10 protein-coding genes and 1 pseudogene are annotated in these 15,299 nt (G+C 44.7%); 4 read left to right on the top strand and 7 right to left on the bottom strand.

The window, feature by feature from the left end:
• The first annotated feature begins 91 nt into the window (after positions 1 to 91).
• Entirely contained in the window at positions 92 to 1,015 is a 924-nt protein-coding gene (locus AC58UU_RS16715) for a hypothetical protein (protein WP_497317827.1), read from the top strand.
• A gap of 614 nt (positions 1,016 to 1,629) precedes the next feature.
• On the opposite strand, the gene AC58UU_RS16710 is transcribed toward AC58UU_RS16715, so the two are convergent.
• Positions 1,630 to 2,208, bottom strand: coding sequence for an LURP-one-related family protein (locus AC58UU_RS16710; RefSeq protein WP_497317420.1), 579 nt, complete (start codon positions 2,206 to 2,208; stop codon positions 1,630 to 1,632).
• A gap of 520 nt (positions 2,209 to 2,728) precedes the next feature.
• On the opposite strand from AC58UU_RS16710, the gene AC58UU_RS16705 reads away from it, so the two are divergent.
• Complete coding sequence (locus AC58UU_RS16705; RefSeq protein ID WP_497317418.1) at positions 2,729 to 3,556, top strand: hypothetical protein; 828 nt, start codon at positions 2,729 to 2,731, stop codon at positions 3,554 to 3,556.
• A gap of 800 nt (positions 3,557 to 4,356) precedes the next feature.
• Here the strand turns inward: AC58UU_RS16705 and AC58UU_RS16700 are convergent.
• A complete protein-coding gene (locus AC58UU_RS16700) occupies positions 4,357 to 5,247 on the bottom strand; it encodes a phosphotransferase enzyme family protein (protein WP_497317416.1) in 891 nt (296 codons plus the stop codon).
• Between the two features lie 370 nt (positions 5,248 to 5,617).
• Positions 5,618 to 6,098, bottom strand: a pseudogene (locus AC58UU_RS16695) (amidohydrolase family protein); the annotation flags it as partial.
• Here AC58UU_RS16695 and AC58UU_RS16690 point away from each other — a divergent pair.
• Positions 6,001 to 6,576: an FAD-dependent oxidoreductase gene (locus AC58UU_RS16690; RefSeq protein WP_497317414.1), complete on the top strand. Its 576-nt coding sequence runs from the start codon at positions 6,001 to 6,003 to the stop codon at positions 6,574 to 6,576. The pseudogene AC58UU_RS16695 and the gene AC58UU_RS16690 sit on opposite strands and share 98 nt — an antisense overlap.
• Positions 6,577 to 6,652: 76 nt before the next feature.
• Here AC58UU_RS16690 and AC58UU_RS16685 read toward each other — a convergent pair whose 3' ends face one another.
• Positions 6,653 to 7,549 carry an AraC family transcriptional regulator gene (locus AC58UU_RS16685; protein ID WP_497317412.1) on the bottom strand — a complete coding sequence of 299 codons (897 nt, stop codon included), beginning with the start codon at positions 7,547 to 7,549 and terminating at the stop codon, positions 6,653 to 6,655.
• A gap of 112 nt (positions 7,550 to 7,661) precedes the next feature.
• On the opposite strand from AC58UU_RS16685, the gene AC58UU_RS16680 reads away from it, so the two are divergent.
• A complete protein-coding gene (locus AC58UU_RS16680; RefSeq protein WP_497317410.1) occupies positions 7,662 to 8,792 on the top strand; it encodes a Gfo/Idh/MocA family protein in 1,131 nt (376 codons plus the stop codon).
• Between the two features lie 63 nt (positions 8,793 to 8,855).
• On the opposite strand, the gene AC58UU_RS16675 is transcribed toward AC58UU_RS16680, so the two are convergent.
• The 3 genes from AC58UU_RS16675 to AC58UU_RS16665 form a co-directional block, all read right to left on the bottom strand.
• Positions 8,856 to 9,659 (bottom strand): polysaccharide deacetylase family protein, encoded by an 804-nt coding sequence (locus AC58UU_RS16675; protein ID WP_497317408.1) that lies wholly within the window; start codon positions 9,657 to 9,659, stop codon positions 8,856 to 8,858.
• Positions 9,660 to 9,700: 41 nt separating this feature from the next.
• Entirely contained in the window at positions 9,701 to 10,729 is a 1,029-nt protein-coding gene (locus tag AC58UU_RS16670; RefSeq protein WP_497317406.1) for a hypothetical protein, read from the bottom strand.
• Between the two features lie 77 nt (positions 10,730 to 10,806).
• Positions 10,807 to 15,279 (bottom strand): OmpL47-type beta-barrel domain-containing protein, encoded by a 4,473-nt coding sequence (locus AC58UU_RS16665; protein ID WP_497317825.1) that lies wholly within the window; start codon positions 15,277 to 15,279, stop codon positions 10,807 to 10,809.
• Positions 15,280 to 15,299 lie beyond the last annotated feature (20 nt).

Below are 15,299 nucleotides of genomic sequence, written 5' to 3'. Positions count from 1 at the left end.
GGCAGAAACTATGGAGTGCCCACCGGTCATTTCCAAACGAATAGAACAATCCTATTCTCAATATTTGCAACCAAAAAGGAGCGAAAAAAACATGAAAAAACGATTAATTGGTGGAATAGTTGCTGCTGCGCTTTTGATTCCAACCGCAGCATTTGCGGCCCCCACCCTGATTGAAATGCTTACTAGAACACCATTGACTGCTGAACAAGTCAAAGAGGATAAGGTTGGCAATGCAACACTTGAGAAGCTGTATAGCGCATTTCCTGAAACAAAATCGTTTGAGATTATCGATGCAAGCAACGTTCAAGGTGTCCAAACAAGCATCATACTCCAGGAAAAAGGAGGAACCGGCAAAAAGTTTACCCTACATACAAACAGTATTACGGGTGAGATTGAACACGTGAATCAAGAGAATTGGGAGCCTAAGGTGAAGCCACTCATTGCTTTAACCGATCAGGAAATCAAGGCAAAGGTAGATTATCTCATTGATAAAATGTATGGCCACATCGAAGAGTACGAGTTTGCTATGGAGCAAATGGAGAACCCGGATCAAAAAACGTTGATGTTGAATTACACCAAAAAGGGATCAAAAACACCGTTCTACCAGGTATTTGTTCAGGGCAATACAATTAGTCTTTCTCTGATCGGAGGTGAGACTACACCTTCAAACATTAAAGTAGAAGGTTTATTCTCTAGAGATGGTAAGCCTGATTATTTTGCTGATGTCTTTTTAAATGATGCAAAACTGTTTTCTTTACTAAAAATTAGCCCAACAGAATTAAAACAAGAATTAGCAAAAGGCAAATCTGTTGTGGAGATTGCAGCATCTAAAAATATCTCTAAACAACAAGTGATTGATGTCATTGCAAAAACACAGGCTGATTTACAAATTCAAGGTGAAAATAATGGTGATGTTCCTAAAAACAATCTTTCACATGAACAATTGTCAAAAGCTATTGAACCAAAAGTATTACAAGTTATTGAACACAAAACTGAAACACCATCGAAGAAATAACAAGTCAAGGCGCATGAGGTTGGCAAAACATCGATTGAGAAAGCTGTAGAACGCATTTCCAGATACAAAATCGTTCAAGATTATCGATGCAAGCAACGTTCGAGGTGAAGTACCTCTCAGAACCAAAAACGATCATTTTGAATTACACCGAAAAGGACAAGGACTCAACTAAACTGTTCTCTCCGGTATTGTTCAAGGCAATTACAGTCAGTGTTGGGATAGTCGGGGAATATGATTATAATAACCTCAACTCTGAACGGTGACCCGTAAGATGGACATTTTAAAAAAGTGCTCATCCTGCGGGTCATTTGTGATTTAATCAAAAGTACGAATGAACAGAACGGAGATATTTAACTGAGCATTTATTGACATGTAGTGCTTTAAAAAGAGCCTTATTTTAGTATAAGCACTAAGAAAATACTTTATTTTCTCAAGATAAAGTCAGCCATTTAACTCCTCCTTCACAGTACCTTCTCTACAAATTTATTTATTGTTGGTGTTGCGTTATCCTCCCCGTTAACTTAATGGAGCTATAATGAACCGTAGGTGGACTTATACTTACAAAACAACGTCACCACGCTTCGTGGTGACGTTGTTTTAAAACTATTATGCTTCTATCCCTGATTGCCCTCGACGGCGATCAATAGCACCGCGGCGGCTAAGCCCAAGCGGCGATCAAGCTTGTCGTTGTTGTCAGCGGAGAAATCAAGGTTTAGCTTTTGAACGAACGGGTTGAAATTTTGTTTGAACTCTGCGACCTTGGTCCCGTTCATCTCTACGTTGTAATGCTGAGGAATCAAATTCGTCAGGAACCTTCGCAAAAGAGCAAGCAGCGCGTTATCTTCCTTAATCAATCCGATCTCCGAATCATTGGGGCTCAAAATGGCCCATTCATCCTTGAAGATAGACTTCATCCCTTTGCGCCGCAAAGAACCTACCTTGCGCCCGGTTTCTACATCAACTACGTCGAAGATTGAGGAGAAATCAATAACACTTCGCGCTTGAATGCTGATCAACTCTTTTTGCATTGTTTCATCCCCGTATATTCGGATGTCTTCCTTCAGCTTGAAGGCTTTCATCTTCGAGAACAGAATTGCCCTTTCATCAATGTCGAAAATATCGATTTTAGCGCCAACTAGAGAAAGTATCTGTTTTCTAACCACGAATTTTGGATGATTGAATTTCGGATTCAAGTCTTCACCCCCTGCATTATAGAACACTTGATAGAAATGCCCACATCAGTTTGTTCTTATCTTATTTCATAGTTTCACCTATACCACTTCTTCATCAGATTAATGTACTTACCTTTATAACTTCAACAATTCATTCAACAATCCTGCCCGTTAGCACAATGAAGTACCACTTCCCTACATCTTAAACGACACAAACATTGGCGATTTAAACTAAAAAATCCCCATTTTAAGGGGAACTTAATACACTCCTCTGGTACTACCCTTACCTCGCCGAGCTTCAAGAAGTCCTTCTACTCCTTGAGTCATAAAAATTTGTTTCCACCTATTAAGCATCTATTCGACAGAAGGGGGAGATTCATAATAAATCACTCTTTATTTCATCGAAATATTCAAACCATCCTGCAGGAATGCACTATATTTCGCTAAATAAAAAACGAGTTATTATATTATTCACGGATAAGGAATAATCTGAAAATGGGTGAGTTAGTTTATTTATCGAAAATGAAAGGCGGCGATTCTCATGAAGAGATATTTATCGATGCTGGGAAATTACTTACTCTATTTGACGATCATCATTTTAGTGATCTTCCTCTATAATATCGTCATTGATCCTGTATTAGGATGGGGGCAGTTCGGAAAAGGAAAGAACATCCCAATCCAGGTATTCATGGTACTTGTAATTACAATCGCTCTTTCCGCAATTGTTTACGCCATTAAATATCGGCTTTTGAAACAGACACCGGTAAGCTTCTGGAGACTTAGTAGCTTCTCGCCGATCAGTCCGAGCTTTTCGGTTCACATGATAACAATCGGACTGGCGTTCACTTTATTAAACGCTGCCTCCATGAAACTACTTCTTTACTACAACATTACAACGTTCAATGATTTTACAGAAGAATATTTCGCCTCTGTTCCTTTCGTTTACATTATACTTTCCTCAGTGCTCACCACCGCACTTGAGCTGATCCTTTTCTTTGGTATCATGTTTAACGAAGCCCGGAAACATGTTCACGTATTCTGGCCAATTGTAGTCATCGCTTTGATTATTGCGGCGTTGCAGCCGGGAGGAATTGCGATGCAGCTTCTGGGTGTAGCGTTAGGATTCATTTATGGATCCATCTATGTACGCCTTTCATCCATATGGTCCATTATGCTGATTGGGATCGTGTTTAACATCAGTTTGTTCGGCATGAAAAGAATCGGTTGGCTTGATTCCATGGAGAACATGCCGGACTTCACCCTTATTCTGCTTGCGGCAGTCATGGGACTCTATCTCATCTTTAGCACACTTTGGTACTGGAGAAAACCAAAAGCGGCTACTAACGGCCGCCGACGTAGTGTACGTTAAGATGCCTTCCCACGTGATGCCAACTCAGACCATCGCAATGTGAAGAGGAGTGGCTTCTGCTTGATCGCACAGCTGAGGATATCATAATGTTTACTTGCATAATTTATATTTTGAAATACAATCTAATTTATTGACTCCCATATAAATCTACTTTCAATTAAATTATAGGATGTTTTGATTTACTTCAATAGTGCTATCTATTTCTAGTACCTGAATTTATTACCGCAGTATACTGCCTGTTAGTTGAATGAAATAAGGTGGTGAAATCACGAATTCAAGTTTCTACAAAGTAGGTGAATTTGTGTCGTAAGACTACAATGCAGGGACATTTGTGCATTTTTTGATGACACAAATCTTCCCACATAAAAATAAAAAAGCCTGATTCTCAGGCATTTATTTATAAAATTATGTAGGCACTTTTGTGTCATTGGACATGTCGTCGTCGTCGGATGACGACAAGAACTTGATGTCATAAATGACAAGAACTTGATCCCATTCCCGACCTGAACCTGATTGCAAAAAAAGAAAAAGACCTCTGGCGGTTTGATTTTGGTTTTACCCACCGCAGAGGTCTAGGGGAGATGATACAATTGATTTACAATGGCAGCGTGAACTCTTTCCACGCTTCCTTTCCTTTATAACACGTCGCTACAGTAAGCATGGCTCACCGTTACTAAACTTCCTGCCCGTTAGCTTAGAAAAAGCAGCAGAAAATCTTACCGGCTGCCTTCATGTCGTGATAGAACTATCGAAATGATTCACGCAAAATGGGTATTAATAAAAAAGATGAATACTACGATCTACCAAGCTGCTTCCTCCGCCAAGATACCTTGAAACAACTTGATGGCATCCGCCTTGGTTTCTTCCCCTAAATCATCCCTGATCCACACGTATCGAGCACACTCAATTAGATCCTGAAGGACCCTTTCTAAGCGGTAGTATGTGAGCGCCTTCTCATCTACCTCTACGGCTCCGTACCCCTGAAAAAATGCATGGGCATGTGGATGCCTGACAAAGATGAAATCACGCTCTTTGGGAGCGAACATCACCTCGTCCCAATCGATTACAAACACTTGCCCAGCCTGATCTCGGATCAAATTGGCTGGATGCAGATCCGCGTGACATATTACGTACGGGATTGTTCGCGATTGGAGCAACCCTGCCAGCTTTTCCAATGAGGTCAGCTTCGTGTGTATTGTCAACCTATGCTCTACCCAAGAAGCACGAAGTGTACGCTCCAATGTACTTCCGCCTTCAAAGAGTGCAAATTGATCCTCAAAGGTTCGTATCCATCGAACATATTCCGTCGGATCAAAGGTCTCCTGTCGGAGCGACTTAAATCCTTCAGGCGGCAAAATGATCTGGTGAATCCGTTTAAAGATGGTCCCCAACTTATTCCACTGCTCGGCTGACATCCCCTTGAAGCTTGACTCCCCGTTGATAAAGGGATAGACAACGACAGTCCAATCCTCTAGATGAGTCCACAGGGTGCCGCTCCTGGTAGAAATGGGAGCCACGACACATGTAATCCCCTGATCGTTGAGATATCGGGGAACCAGATATTGTGGTTCGTATAAAGGCCTAGACGTGACTTTGAGCAGATAGGCAGTACCCTGCTCGCTAACCACATGATACACTGCGGAGCTGTAATCAAGTCCAAGGGGAAGAAACTCAAGTGTGGCGGGAGTCAAATCATACTGCTCCTTTAGACAGGATCGAAGGTGTTCCTCTGAAATCCTCGGTGAATTACGCATAGCTCCATTCATCCCTTCCTGTATAGTTGAATATCTCATAGTACTCTTCTGTTAGTTCAACAAACAAAAAGGAGCCGTGACAACGCAAGCTTCTAAACTATCGTTCACCGTTAGCTCAACGAATCGTGATAAGACATTCTGGATTATTCTCCTAGTATACAGCAGTCTACGTCGTTGATTACTTCAAATTCTTCTCCCAATTCCACTAACAGTTTTAGGAATACCGCGTTAGAACGATTAATAAAATCTTGTTTTTGTATCTTTGTCCAAGGAGAAGGTGAAGCTGGATCATTCCAGTTCAAAGTCGGTTCAGATGCACACCATGGGCTAAGAGAACATGTGATCTTTCAAAGAGACCTTCATTATACAAATATTCCGTGGGCGTCTGGTTGTATTTTTCTTGAATTTTAATTACTTCTTCCTTTGTTTCGGCTAAATGGATATGTATAGGAAGGTTCATCTCTTCTGCAATATTTACGATTTTCCTTAATGCTTCTGGGGGACACGTGTACGGTGTGGGGGCCCAACATAGTTGAAATCCTACCTTCAGCTTTTCCATTCCAGCGTTCTACCAGTTTCAGTGCTTCTGTTAACCTTTTACCTCCATCGTCCTGAAGAAAAACCAACCCTCTCGTCAATGAAGCACGCATACCAACTTCTTGTACCGCTGAAGCAATTTCGTTCATATGGATGTACATGTCGGCAAAAGCTGTTGTTCCTGATTTGATCATTTCTGCCATCGAAAGCTTAGCACCCCAGTATATATCTTCAGGCGTCATTCTGGCCGCTGATGAATATACGGATTTCGGAGGCTGGTCTCCACAACTTTACATTCGCGAAGCGCGAAGAATGATTTCGGACCTGGTGATGACCGAAGACGACTGTCGTGGCTACCGCAAAGTGTCCGATTTCGTTGGGCTCGCCGCTTATCAGATGGACTCTCACAACTGCCGGCGCATCGTCATTGATAGCCGTTGCATCAATGAAGGCAACGTTGAGGTTCGGCCTTCCGGCCCCTACTCCATTTCGTACCGATCCATCATTCCCAAGGGTGAAGAGTGCCTCAACTTGCTGGTGCCTATCTGCCTCTCCTCTTCCCATATCGCTTACGGCTCCATCCGGATGGAGCCGGTGTTCATGACCCTAGGACAATCGGCTGCTACCGCAGCGGCATTAGCCATCAAGCACGGTACATCGGTCCAGGAAGTCGATTACGCTGAATTGCGCAATCGCTTGTTAGAGGACCGACAAGTATTGGAAAGCTAATTATGGCTTGAACGAAAAGAAATCGAGTAGGCCCATGCGCAATTGCATGGGCCTCTCACAGTTTTTGGCTAAATTATTACTCCACCGTCTCAATCCGACTTCTTGCCTTCACAGACTTCGCGTATTCCGAAGGGCTCATCCCACATACCCGTTTAAAAGCTTTGGAGAAATAATGAACGCTGCTGAAACCAAGTCGCCGGGATATTTCTGTAAAATTGTGCACATCTTCCCGAATGGAAACCTTGGCCTTTTCGATCTTCATCAGCATAAAGTATTCCTTAATGCTTTTACCTGTGTGTTTAGCGAACAAGTCCTTCAGCTTCGTTTTGGCTACATGAAAATGATGGCTAATTTCCGTTAAGGATATTTGGGATTCAAGCCTCTCCTCCAGGAAACGGATAATAGCCGTTACCAACTGTACTTCATCCTTCTCCTTAGGCAGGAACGATAGCGACTGATCGTTCTCTTGATGCGTCTTTTTACGCAGCAGAATAATGAGGAACATCTCCAGATAGTTCTTCAACAACTGCTCACTGCCGATCAGTGAATTCTCTTTGCGGATTAACGGATATTTAAAAGGAAAGATGAAGGTGTTGGCTCCCTCTTCAATAATCTGAGCAAGCAAGTTTCTCTCCTCATCTTGAAGCTGAAACACCCTGTTCTCGAATTGCTCCATCGCTGTCGAGTAGCAGTCAAACGTAATGACGATCACATTCGGGGCTCTTCCATGCGTGGCCGTAAAGCTATGAAATTCATTAGGTTTGTGAAAAATCAGGGAGCCTTGTTTGAGGATATGCTTAGTAGTATCGGCCAGCACTTCGACTTCCCCTTTATCCACATATACCATTTCCCAAAAGTCGTGACTTTCCCCCGAGAAAACATAATCTTTGCCAAACTCAAAATAATACATTGTAATGATACTGCGGATCTCTATCGTTAGATTCAAATAAACACGTTCCAGCTCTATTGTCATGTCGTCCTCTCTTTCTTAAAAAACAAAAAATGCGGCTTTGATGACAAATCTATCTACAATTCTCCTCTTTATAATAGGAAATAGTTTAACAACTGCCAAGGAGGAAAATAAAATGAAGTTAGGTGTTATTGGTTATGGAAATCGCATTCAAGGTGTTATCCAGCAAATGATGAAAGAGGACGCTTCTTGCCAAATAGCAGCGATCGCGGATATTAGAAAACAAGAAATTCAGCAGCAACGACTGCCACAATTGATGGACACAATTTTTAGGGATACACCCGAGGAGATGATTGCTTCAACGCAATTGGATGGCATCCTCATCGGCACGCGGTGCCTGCTGCACACCGAAATGGCCTTGAAGGTACTGCCGACCGGTATTCCTTTATTTCTTGAGAAACCAGTAGCCACAACGATGACAGACCTTCTCCGTTTAAAAGCAAGAGGTGCACAAACTCAAACGCCTGTAGTCGTATCTTTTCCGCTGCGGGTGACTTCCATTGTTCAGTTGGTCAAGGAAATTGTGGATTCAGGCAAAATCGGCACGGTTGAGCATGTGCAAGCCATCAATAATGTCCCTTACGGCGGCGTCTATTTCCATAACTGGTACCGTGATGAAGCGTTAACGGGTGGATTGTTTTTGCAAAAAGCGACACACGATTTTGATTACATCAACCATGTGCTGCAGATGCAGCCTGTAAGCGTGTGTGCAATGACATCCAAACAAATTTTCAAAGGAGACAAACCCGCTGGTTTGAAATGTGTGGATTGCAACGAGAACAAAACGTGCGAAGAAAGCACTGCTTTCGCTGCTCCTGACATCCGAGATCAATGGGCATACTGCAGCTTCGCCAAGGATACCGGCAATGAGGATTCCGGAAGTGCTCTCTTTTATTATGAAAACGGTATGCACGTTTCGTATTCACAGAACTTTTTTGCACGTAAACAAGCAGCCTCGCGCGGTGCCCGCTTCCTCGGCTATAAAGGGACGGTGGAATTCGATTTTAATACAGGCATCGTCAAGGTATTCATGCATCATACGCCGAGAGTTGAGACATATCAGATCAGTGCGGAGGAGGATCATTTTGGCGGTGATCGCATGCTCGCCAGCAATTTCATCGAACTCATGCAAGGGCGCGGCACATCCGTCAGCACGCTTGATGATGGGTTAATCAGTGCACTCCAATGTCTCAAAGCGAGGGAATCTGCGGAAACCAGAACGTTTCAAACGATCGGTTGGGAGTAAGGCATAAAAAAACAAAGCAGCTGCGTGGTAAACATCACAGCTGCTTTGTTATTAATTCGGAGCTTAACTCGTGAATGCGATTTGGCTGCCGCCCTTAACTTCAACAATTTGATTGTCTACTTGAAGCCATACGGATAACGCGGAGGGATTATACACGAATTGACATGAAGCTGAGAATTTGAGATTTTGAAATGCTTTTAGATAATCCACGATCTCCACATTGGTCGCACACCAGATATCCAACCTGTTCCCGATAAACTCGCAGAAGCTTTCTATCAATGGCCAATTATGATCATGATCGAACTCATAGCTGTGCCCCCATACATACATCATGTACAGATATTGCTTTTTATTTAAGTTTACAAAAGTTTCCGCCACATTCATCAAGTCCGCATTATGATGGCATGTAGGCTTCCATTCGAACAAATCGTCAGGCATCGCAAATTGCCCCGTACTCTGCGTAGTTCTTGCATACTCCACTCCCAGATAAGGCAGCATCTCTTTAATTTCCTTGTTGTAAGAACCATTAGGATATGACATGCCACTTACTGGATAGCCAACCAAACGCTCCAATCTCTTCCTGTCTTCGAAGATCTCTTCTATGATTTGCTCCCTCGGACACCTTGCAATCGTAGGATGCGTCAACGTATGTGCGGACACCTCATGTCCGCGATACAGCGTAGCAACCTCCTCTTCCGCTATACGGCCATCTATGCCAAGCATCCCCGAGTTAAGATGGAACGTTCCTTTCATGCCATACTTATTGAAAATTTTCACTAACTTGATGTCGGCGGTTTTACCATCATCATAGCTCATTGTCAAAACTTTATGCTTTCCCTGAGGAAAAGCCATCATGATTTTAGGCATATCTGCAGCCCTTTCCCTTCATTAATTAATCTCTTCAATAGTTATTGATTTACTGGTCGCAACTGCAATACAACGAAACTCATATTGTCCTTCAAATATTTCCAACTTTGTAAGGTCATCTTGTTTATAATACCTGCAAGCGCAATAAAAATGATATAGAATTCCATTCCAATAGATGATATTAGACTTAGGGCATGGATTTCGTCAAGTTCCCCTTGTTCCCCGTATGGAATTAAAGGATGTTCTCCACAGCTCCAAACCGTTAAATCGTCGGATACCGCCAGAGCACCCTGTGCATGATCACCATCGAAACCAAATGCGAAATTTACCCACTGATGACCATCATGTTTAATACACGGATCACTGAAAAATCGACTGAAAAAGCTCCCTTCCTTTACTTCAAGTACGGGGTTCTTCTCATAACGTTCCCAATGGATTAAATCGCTCGAGAAGGCGAGTCCTGTCTCTTCTTTCCATGGCCACTTCTCATCTCTCTTCGCATTGTAGAACATCCAATACCTCTCTTCATGCTCGATGACACAACTTTTATATAACCCTGCCTTTTCCCAATCCGCTCCATCTTTATGTGTAAAGATAGGCAGATCCAGCCTATGCCATTCCAGTAAGTTCTCATCCTCTGTCCATGCCAATCCCATCACGGCTCCACCTGCTTCATAGCCCTTATCCGGGTAGGAGTGGTATATCATCCAATAGCGATTATCTAACTTTTTGAGTCGTGGCAGGTCGTACAAGTCATTTGATTCCAGCAGCATCCAAGATCCCGCAGCACCCACATGATCCCATCTTTCATCCGTTTTCAATCGCGGGAGGATAATCGCCTTATGCTCCCATTCCATTAAATTGGAGCTTGTTGCTAGTGCTGTCTGATAGCCAATTCCGTCATATCCGACGTACATCATATAGAAACAATCCTGATGGGCAAAAACAAAGGGGCAATCGACGGCCTGCGAATCAAAATTGCCTTCCACTCCCGATCCTTGCAGCACCGGACGGCCGAGCTTATAGGGTGTATGCAGCTGTGAAAACTGCTCAGTTTCGACTTTCGACATCATGGACCACCTGGCTTTCGTATTTTGTAAAAACACCTGCCCCCATTGAGGGAGCAAGTGTTCATGAAATCTTGTTATCACTTCAAATCATTGACAAACTTCAACAAGTAATTTGCAGCTTCTTCGGAAATTTCCTTGCCTTTCTGCGCATGAACTTCGTTGATAAAGGCGTCAAACTGTCCATGCCGGAGCTTAGTTTCAAACGAGTTAACAATACCTTGGCTGCCATTGCTGGTGATCCAAGCTTCGATGAGCCGGATCAGGCTATCCACTGTTACCTTAACGGTAATGGTGGTTGCCGCCGTTCCGGAATTGCCTGCAGCATCGGTAGCATATGCCGAAACTATATTGTCGCCCACGTTCAACAGATAGGCCGGGTTGCTCAGCAAAGGAGCCGAGCATGAGCTGTAGACGACGCCGGATACGGTATCCGTGGCAGAGCAGGTAACCGTTACCGTCTGATCGACGGTATACGTCCCCCCTCCGCTGATTTGAACAGTCGGCGGGGTCTGATCGATCGCGAAGGATATCGCTTGCGACTGTTCCTTATTTCCCATCTGATCGGTCGATCGGAACGAAAGCGTGTGGACTCCATCTTCTTTAAAAACAAGCGCGGTCTGATATTTTGTCCAAGTGGTTCCTCCATCCCGACTGTATACAGTTTCCGTAACACTGGACTTGTCATCCGTAGCGATCAGATTTACTTTGACATCGGTGACGTACCAACCGTTCTGCTTCGTCCCTTCCAATCCGGCGACGGTAACCGGAGGCGTATCATCCGTTATGATCCACTGCACGGTTCTGAATTTTTTAGGATCTTTCGTTTCACCAATGCCTGAGCCCCACTCGATATACCCTTTGCGGCCGGTTCCATCGTTATCATTAACGAGCAATGAGAAGCTGATGGCTCCATTCTTTTCCGGCTTGATCGGTGCAAGCTCAGACCAAGGAAGCGCAAGTTCATAAACCGTAACCTTCTGTGATTCGTCTCTCGATACCTGCAACGAACCGTTCGTTACAAGTTCCCTAACGCTGGTATTCGGCGATAACCAACGATAGATTTGCGGCCCCAGAGGCGTCTGAGAAAGGCCGAACTCATAGGAAGCCAGATTTTCACCAGGAATACCCGCCATGGCAGCAAATTGGAGACTGTCATTTTTCCAAATCTCAGCTCCGCTTACAGTCGTGTAATGAACATTGTCTTTGATCGTCGCAGTCAGATTGAAATGATCCTGATCCCAGTTCACCCATACGCTGCCGTCCAAATCCGAAGCACCCGTATAATTTTGCATTTTTACCGTCCCTTGCGACAAAAGCGCAACCGGCAGCGACGCTACGATCGCAGGGTCAGCTGAGCCGTCAATCTGTACCGTTCCAGGAAGGATCGGATTGAAATCTAGCTTCCCTCCATAAACGAAAGATTGTTTTCCGTCAAATTGGACGGTCACTTGCGCTTGATTGCTGACACCGTAATTAAAACCGCTCAGCGGAATATCAAACGACATAGTCGTATCCGGAGGAATCACAGCGTTCAAATCTTGTGTGCCTGACTGGGTACCGAACTGCCAATCCGCTTTCCTGACGGTTAGAGCCAGCTGCTTGGAATTGTTCTGGATTTGTATGTGCAATGCTTCTGCTTTCGTAGCCACGTCGGTAATAACTGGAATGACTCGTGCATGATAAGATGGAAGCGTCTGAACCTCATGTTTAAGCCTTCCAATCAAATTTCCGTTCACGGTCAAATCTCCTGTGACATAACGAATGCCTTCCTGGACCAATCCTGGTAGGGCGAACGGCTGAGACGTATTCTGACCGGCTCCCGCGTTCAAAGAATATGTCGATCTTTCCACCGTGAAGGAAGCAGCGAGAGGCGATGCAGATGAATTCTTTGCTTTCACTGTTAGTGCAACAGGCTCGCCAGTTACAGCCTTGTCACCAGTCACGGCGAACGTTGAATCAACCGTGATTCCGTTAATTTCGCTTTGGATGTAAATGGGCTCCGCAGTTAGTGTCATATACACCTTGCCATTAAGCGGCGTAAAGGTTTCCGTGTTCCCCATAATATCCGTGACCTGAATCGGCGAATCCGTTTGAATCGCTGCCTGCACGGGGGTATTGGCCCAAACAGTTCTTAGCTTCTGGCCGTTTTTATCAAATCTGTAGCTGGTAATGCCCGTGCCGACGGCTTCCTGTTCAACGAATGTTGCGCCAAGCAATTCTCGTGTCATCGCCCCATAAGCCGCGTAAGCGGGTTTCGGCGTGAACTGGCCTTTGGGATCTTCCTGATGCCGGATGAGCCCGAAATTATCTTCGCCATAGTCGGCTTGCATGCCATCATTCATCAAATCATACCAGAATATTTTCTCGACACCGGCGCTCAACGCTTGCACATAAGCACGCACCAAATAATCCGCTTGCGTTTTTTCGACTACGCCCGTGGCGCCAATATTGGTCTTCCAGCCGACTTCCGTAATCCAAAGCGGTTTGTCCTGACCTTGGTTATAAGTTCGGATCAAGCTTTTCGCAGCGAGGATATCTTGCAGCATGCCATCCGACGTTCGATTGTACGGATGGATGGAAACCGCGTCCATGTATTGAAGCCCGCCAAGCTTAAACACTTCCTCCATCCATTTTATATCTACATTCGATGCCATTCCGACAACCGTGACATTCGGTCTGGCGGCTTTCACCGTCTCGTAGGTCTTCTTCAGCAGCTTAAAATAATAGTCCGGACGTGAGTCAGCGGGGCCGTTCCCTCGATCACCGAACCCTCCGTTAAACTCATTATAGACTTCCACCCATTCCATCTGATTGCCGTATAAATCCAGCAAAGCCTTGCCATAATTGGCAAAACCCTGACGGCCTTCGTCCGAATAAGGCGTACTGTCCTGATCGTAAAACGGATTGGTAAAGTCGAAGGTGATGAACGGCTTCAATCCGTCCTGCTGCGTTTTCCGCATAAAGGCATCGCGGCCTGGCGGCTTCTGGTATTTCCCTTTTTCGTATTCGACATCTACCCAAGTGATTTCGTCACGGAAATTTTTGGATCCGGCACGCTTTAACAGCGTACTTAACTCAGGCGTCCATCCGGTGTTTGTTCTTGCAAGGTGAGTGGACACTCCGAACGGAGAGTTGTTCGCCAGGGTAGGATCATCCTCTGCTAAGCGGGCAAACGAAATTTCTTCACGCTTGATCGTTTGACCATCTTTCTCAGCAGCAAGCGAAAGCTTATAATAACCAAGCTGCTGAATAGGAATCGTCAAATTCAATTGCCTATCCTGCACCCCCTCACTGCCTGCCAATACTTGATGATCCAAGTGGTCATATACGCTCCAGCTTACAGTATCTCCCCTTGTTACAAGAGGAAAAGCTACAGATTCGTTCGCCAGAAAGACATTCCCCATTCGGGACTGCTCGATGGATAAATCAGGGAAGGTGGATGTCGTCACGATATTGTCCAAGCGAATGTCTCCGCTCGTTTTGCCCCCGATCAAGCCAGACTTCTCAAGGATAAACCCGATGCCTTGGGCGGGACCATGCCAAACCCCGTCGTTTGCCCCGTTATAATGAAGATAACTCGTTCCCTCGGTAAACTTGAATACTTCGATCTTCTGCCAATTGCCGTTCGGCGTTACAGCCATTTTCTGCTGATGCACCTGTCCGGTCGAATCCTTCAACACAACTAGGATGGCTACAGCATCCGTTGTTTTCACCCAAAATCCAAGCTTTTTTATTTCTCGAGGAGAAAAATATCTTCCCAGCGAAACACTTTTTCCTGTACCACTAAAATCCCCGCTCAACTTACCCGAAAAGCTTCCCTCCTTAAACATGGACGGATCCCGGACATATTGGCCTTTAGCTCCTGCTCCCAAGGTTAGTTTCCATATGTCAAAGACGTTCTCGAAGTTGCCGATCGGTGAGTCCCATAGAAGTTCTTGCTGCGGAACCGTCGCGGATACATCATCAAACCAGACATTCCCGCTTGTTTTCCCACCGCTTAAACCAGATTTCTCTAACAAAAGTCCGATCCCCTGGGCTGCTCCATGCCACACCCCATCGTTGGCCCCGCCGAAATGAAGATAGCTTGTGCCCGTGTTAAATTTGGTGATCTCGATCTTCTGCCAATTCGCATTTGACGCCACTGCGAGCTTCTGCTGATGCACCTGCCCGGTCGAATCCGTCACCCGAAGCACGATCGCAGCAGCGTCAACTGTTTTTACCCAAAATTCAAGTTTCTGTATATCCATAGGAATAAAATTTTTACTCACCGAGACATATTTGCCGCCGGTGCTAAAATCCCCGCGCAGCTTACCCGAAGAGGTCCCCGACCTAAATACGGACGTATCCCGCACATATTCGCCCTTGGCTCCGGGAAACTCGGTTCCCAAGTAAAAATTCCAAAGTTCTTCATCGCTTTCAAATCCGCCAATCGTTGTATTTTGTAACGTGTCTGCCGCATAAACGGTCGTGTTGTCTAATGATCGTAGTCCAAACAAAGGTGAGGTAAACAATAACGAAATCAGCATAAGGCTTAACATCCATTTTTTCATCACCAAGTAAACGCACTCCC

Source organism: Paenibacillus sp. JT22N1 (assembly GCF_059692155.1).
Note: the sequence above shows the minus strand (reverse complement) of the source record. Positions and strands in the feature narration are given on the sequence as shown.

Excerpts from the sequence above, each read along its gene's own strand:
- AC58UU_RS16715 (WP_497317827.1), top strand. The coding sequence starts at position 92 with ATGAAAAAACGATTAATTGGTGGAATAGTTGCTGCTGCGCTTTTGATT.
- AC58UU_RS16705 (WP_497317418.1), top strand. The coding sequence starts at position 2,729 with ATGAAGAGATATTTATCGATGCTGGGAAATTACTTACTCTATTTGACG.
- AC58UU_RS16690 (WP_497317414.1), top strand. The coding sequence starts at position 6,001 with ATGTACATGTCGGCAAAAGCTGTTGTTCCTGATTTGATCATTTCTGCC.
- AC58UU_RS16685 (WP_497317412.1), bottom strand. The coding sequence starts at position 7,549 with ATGACAATAGAGCTGGAACGTGTTTATTTGAATCTAACGATAGAGATC.
- AC58UU_RS16680 (WP_497317410.1), top strand. The coding sequence starts at position 7,662 with ATGAAGTTAGGTGTTATTGGTTATGGAAATCGCATTCAAGGTGTTATC.
- AC58UU_RS16675 (WP_497317408.1), bottom strand. The coding sequence starts at position 9,659 with ATGCCTAAAATCATGATGGCTTTTCCTCAGGGAAAGCATAAAGTTTTG.
- AC58UU_RS16670 (WP_497317406.1), bottom strand. The coding sequence starts at position 10,729 with ATGTCGAAAGTCGAAACTGAGCAGTTTTCACAGCTGCATACACCCTAT.
- AC58UU_RS16665 (WP_497317825.1), bottom strand. The coding sequence starts at position 15,279 with ATGAAAAAATGGATGTTAAGCCTTATGCTGATTTCGTTATTGTTTACC.